Genomic DNA, 5,078 nt, shown 5'->3' with positions numbered 1-5,078 from the left:
GATCGCCCACAACACAGCTGCTAAAAGTAGAGTCAATGCTAGCAAGGACAAAAATACCTCCACGTAGCTATCAGCAGGAATAAACTGAAAGGGGTGTGACATTTTCTTCTCCAACAACAGCTTGGTTGCTTGTTTCTGATGTCAGGATTTTCGCCAGGTTGTTCAGTTGCTCGTCAACTTCTTTGCAGTAAACTTCCACCCTATTTTTCAGCGCATAAAGTTTACCGGGATTAGCATTGAAAGCAGGTATACTGCTAGCTTTGTCGAGGAGTGGTTGGAAACGGAAATAGTTTTCCTTCCAGAGTATTTGCTGAGCAATGTAATCGGTTGCATCAGTAGAACCATCGAAAAGGATATCGATAATAGGTATACCCTTAAATGGACTTGCCCATTCAGCAGCACCCCATCCTCTTGCTTGTTCGATGCCAATTCCTCTAGCAATTGGCTGTCCCGTGCCAAAGGAAGCAACTACAATATCTTTGATCTCAACCCACTCGTATCCTTCAGTAATCCATTTCTTCGGATTAGTTGGAGGATAGAGGTTCCAGTGCAAGCGTTCGGCGATCGCGCAAAGCGCTGGAGCGTTAGCCACCACACCGCCATCAATTAATGGAATGCCTCCCGCCTGGGGAATTTCATAACCCTTTGCCTTGTAATATTCCAGAAAATGCTCGTTCTTCATTTCATAGGCAGGAAAGGCTACGGGTGCAGCAGCGGAGGATCGGCAAATCTCCCATACAGGTATTTTTCCAAGTAGAGGTTCAGTATTTTTGAACACTACAGCTTGTCGAGCGTAGGTGTCATAACTCGTGATGATGGTTGGTTTCGGCAAGTCTTCAAAAAGAAGCTGTTCCCCAAACTGGTTCCTAAACACGTCTTGCAGAACTGTCTCCAATCCGATGCCGTCATAAATCGGCTGGCTGAATCCATTAGTAATACGCCCTATCATGCCTCTAATGACATTCCAGAATTTAGGAAATATTTCAATCCCCCGATTCAGGTACAAATCTTTAATTTCACTAGCACTAATTCTATTAGCTACACCGCAGGCGATAATGCTGCCGGTGGAGGTTCCCGCGATCGCATCGAAGTAATCTCCCAGTCGCACCTCTGGCTTTGGTTCGAGTTCCTGTAGTTTTTTTTCCAAACACTCTAACAAAATTGCGGACACTAAACCACGGATACCGCCACCATCCAGCGCAAGGATGCGGAAAGGTTTATTAGCTTTCATGTGTGTTCCTCTACTTTTGAATTAACTACTTAATCAGTCAAAAATCTTATTGGGTGCGTTGCTGGCACGAGACGCTAAAAATACGTCAAGTTATAGGGGTTTGCCCTCCCACTGTTCTTACCATTCAGTAGGCTTCTTGCAAAAAGTCAACTAAATCTATGTCTTCGTAAGACTTATCACCCTTGTCTTTGAGATTTATGCAAAAAGTCTGATGTTACGTTGATGGCAAGTGCGATCGCGCCAAAGCTTATCCATTCAAGGTTGCAATCTTTGTGCCCGTGAGGCGATCGCGCTAATAAAGATGCGTGCGATCGCCTCTGCTGCTTCCCAAAACTTAGGAGGCAATCGCGCTTGATTTGTACTCCTCTGCTAACTCATAACGACACAAACCAGTTGTGCAGGAAGCATTACTAGGCTTCAAGTTGAACAAAGTCCTCGCTTAAATCTAGGTTTTCTTCAGCACCGCAACCATTGGTACTGCCAAGCTCTGGAGTGTTGTCCCAATCAGTTTCAGGAAAATCGCCCCAATTTGCCTCTTCACTAGCGTCGCTATCGCCAAAATTGATTACGAATGGAATTTCGCGATCGAAGTTTACGTCTAAAGTACCTGGTGTATAGCGATAGTCTGGGCTTTGCGAACTCTGCATGAGTCTCACAATTGCTCGATAAAACTCAAAATAGCTGTCTGTGAACGGTCCTTGGTTCCAGACTTTAAGTAGTGCTTGAGTAAAATCTCCGTGTTCGAGATTCTCTTGTGCTTGCTGGTTTTCTTGGCAAGCAGAGAGGAGAATTACGCTAGCTCCAATTGCATCCCGATCGCCTGCACGACTCGATTTTTGTATCGTGCGGTAAAGCCCGTGATTGGCATAGTACGTCTTGTACTTAAGCTCCTGTGGCATCGCCCGGACTTTAGACAGTTCAGTTGTCCTCATTGTGCCCGACCATTCTGGACTAAACCCGGTGATAGAGTCAGTTGAGAATAAAGCTTTGTGGGGCGTTCTTGTCACGGAACCGCTATAACAACTATCAGAAATGACTAAAATGCGAACTCCTGGCTTGAACTGTGCAAATAAGGCGTTTAATTCATCGTCAAGCAATTCGCGATTGTATAACACCCAGGTTTCATCCAGCTTGTCTACCTCATCGTTATTGAAATCAGGTATCTGTCCTCCGTGACCAGCATAAGTCAGCAACAGGATATCTCCTGACTCCAGTTCTCTTCCCGCCTGAGCGATCGCATCTCTAACGCGGGTGCAAGTTGCTTGCTCGGTTAAGAGTAGTTGAGAGGCAAATCCTTGTTGGTCTGCGATCGCTTGCATTGACCTCGCATCATTCTCAGCAGCATTCAGTTGCCCAGACCATCCTTGATAGTGATGTTCGTCAACGCGATTGATGCCAATGTGAATGGAAACACCTTTTGGTTGATGATTTCGCGATCTTCCGAGAGCAGATGCGCTGCGCGTGCCAGGATACTGAATTTCTAAGGGAATTTGCTTGACCCCCGCACTGCGAGCCGCTACCATAACGTCGCGGAAGCGATCAAATGTGCGCCGATCGCGAATCACAACGCAGCCGGAGCTTCCCGGCACATTGGCATCGACATGAACGCCAAAATCACCACGCGGAATGGGACCTTTAACGAAAAAAGGCGAAATAGGGAAAAACCAGCCGTTAACACCGGATTTTCTGGGCATATAAATACCTGCGGTGTTGATTGTTAATCCCTTGACATTTGGGATAGGTCCCAGAGCACGTTTCCAAAGGTCGTCTGCGCCTTGATAACCTGGCAATCCGCTAGTAGCTACAGCATCAAAAATTTGCTTGCCATTCGCATCAAACAAAAAGATGTGACCCGTCACCAGCCGAGAGGTGTTGGCAAGCTGCATTTTAAATAAGGCTCTAGCTGGCTTAACGGGTGCGCGACTGCGTCCGCCATACTCGACCTTCAACGACATCTTAGAAACGCCTGCTTTACGGGCATTTTCCATTAACGTGCAAAAGCGCTCATAAGTGTTGGGGTTAATGATGCCAATTCCCCCACCCGTTCCGGGATTCCCAGCATCGTTGTATACACCAAAACCGCCGCGAGTGTCTCCAGTGCTGGGGTTTTCAAATATGTAAGGCAAAATTGGGAAAGATAACCCGTGAATTTCCCCCGATTCACGAATTATTCCTTCAGTAGAAAGTTGAATTCCTTCTAAATCTGGAATAGGTCCTTGAGCGCGTTTCCATAAATCATCGGAACTTTGATAACCTGGTAATCCGCTTGTCGCTACCGCATCAAAGATTTGTTTGTTGTTGGCATCAAACAGAAATAGATGACCCACCACTAAAGCTGTGGTGTCTTCTAGCTCCATTCTAAAAAGTGCTTTTGTCGGTTTTTCGGTAGTGGTTAGAGGAGTTGTAGGTGTAGGCAAGGTTTCCCCACCATAGTTCAGGTTCCAGGCTACTCCCTGCTGACCAATATTAGGTACGCGAAAGACAGAAGAACCGGGATATCGATCCAAAAACCTTTGTAGGGTTGCGGCAGGTGCAGGTTTAGTTGCATCTTCTTCAGAACCCCAAATAGGTAAGATTGGTTTTTTTAGTCCCAGCTTTTTGTGAGCATCAAGTGCTGCTTTGACCTCCACTTCATCGGTACCAAATCCCCATTTTTCAAAATAAATTTGTGGGAATGCCAAGTCGCAAAGGTCGTCTAGCAATCTCCAAGGAATTTCTGGATGAAAACCCGGATGACCAAAGCTGGTGTAGCCTAATGTACCCGGTTGAACGTAGGGGCGAAGGGCTTGAATCAGCCTTTTAACGTCATCGTGCGTATTCCGATTTTTAACTTCTTCTTCTAAATCGAGAATGTAGCCATCAATACCGCAGTCTAAAGCTTTACGCACGGCACTAACCTGCGCCTCAATATTCGGCGTTCCGTAGTGATAACCCCAACCATAAACTTCAATCCCTGCTTGGTGAAATCTGTCAATTATTCCCTTTGAGCATTGATGCGCCCAAAACATGGGGCGACTTCTACCATCAAATACTTTGAGGTAAATGCGCTGACAATTCTGCTGCTTGAGGCGTGCTAAATAATCTGGGCGAATTTTAGCTAAATTCCAAATCCAAGCGCCATGAGGATGTTGAGCCATGATTTTTTCCTAATTGCTGTAACTTGTTGTAGCCAGTCAATGCTTGCAGTCGTTTTCGGCAAAGACAGCACCATGCGTTTGAAGCTGGTTATCTGCCGTCAGGGTAAGAGCTGTGCTGTATATTTCGGCAAAGCACTTAAGCGCGATCGCATTGTTTCTGCCTAACCTGAATCGTTTCTAGTGGAGCCTGCGTAACTTTTTTAAGCATATTTCCCTACGCCTAAAGGCTTATGTCTAGCGAATTACGTAGTTTTACTGTCATCTGCCACCCCACCCGGACAAAATCAATTGGACAAAATTTAAGAAAGATTAAGTGGCTTAGAGCCTAAAGTTTCGTTCTGTATCATCTTGTTTGACTAAGGTTTTTGTTTGTGCATAAGTCCAAGTTAAGCTTTCTGTACCAGGCTTGACAGTCGGAAAATGTCATAAAATTTGTCAGATAAATGTCATGAAAAGGACTGGATAAATACTGACAATTGGCTGACAAAAAGCCACAATAGATTTTTTAGAGAAAATTTCCAGCTTTTGCACGTAATCGTTGAGCGGGTGTTGGAAGTCAGATACATAGCTATCTCAATCGGGCAATGCAACTACTACCCGCTGTTTGTCAGATTTAAAATCGCTCACATTTACTTCTGAGGCAAGTTTTAATAAATGACTGTTGAAGAAGCGCTAGAAATTGTAGAGAGCGTTCTAACTCAAGGACGCTT

At 45.3% G+C, this 5,078-nt stretch carries 4 protein-coding genes; 2 read left to right on the top strand and 2 right to left on the bottom strand.

The features are described from left to right. Positions 1-70: 70 nt before the first annotated feature. A complete protein-coding gene (locus NDI34_RS27675; RefSeq protein WP_348234438.1) occupies positions 71-1,231 on the bottom strand; it encodes a patatin-like phospholipase family protein in 1,161 nt (386 codons plus the stop codon). Positions 1,232-1,460: 229 nt separating this feature from the next. Between NDI34_RS27675 and NDI34_RS27670 the strand changes: the two genes are divergently transcribed. Next, positions 1,461-1,586 (top strand): hypothetical protein, encoded by a 126-nt coding sequence (locus NDI34_RS27670; RefSeq protein WP_348234437.1) that lies wholly within the window; start codon positions 1,461-1,463, stop codon positions 1,584-1,586. Between the two features lie 55 nt (positions 1,587-1,641). Here NDI34_RS27670 and NDI34_RS27665 read toward each other — a convergent pair whose 3' ends face one another. Then, positions 1,642-4,368 carry a caspase family protein gene (locus tag NDI34_RS27665; protein WP_348234436.1) on the bottom strand — a complete coding sequence of 909 codons (2,727 nt, stop codon included), beginning with the start codon at positions 4,366-4,368 and terminating at the stop codon, positions 1,642-1,644. A 39-nt stretch (positions 4,369-4,407) separates the two neighbouring features. On the opposite strand from NDI34_RS27665, the gene NDI34_RS27660 reads away from it, so the two are divergent. Beyond that, a complete protein-coding gene (locus NDI34_RS27660) occupies positions 4,408-4,533 on the top strand; it encodes a hypothetical protein (RefSeq protein ID WP_348234435.1) in 126 nt (41 codons plus the stop codon). Positions 4,534-5,078: the final 545 nt, after the last annotated feature.

This window comes from Trichocoleus sp. DQ-U1, assembly GCF_039961925.1.
GTDB lineage: Bacteria > Cyanobacteriota > Cyanobacteriia > Cyanobacteriales > FACHB-T130 > FACHB-T130.
Note: the sequence above shows the minus strand (reverse complement) of the source record. Positions and strands in the feature narration are given on the sequence as shown.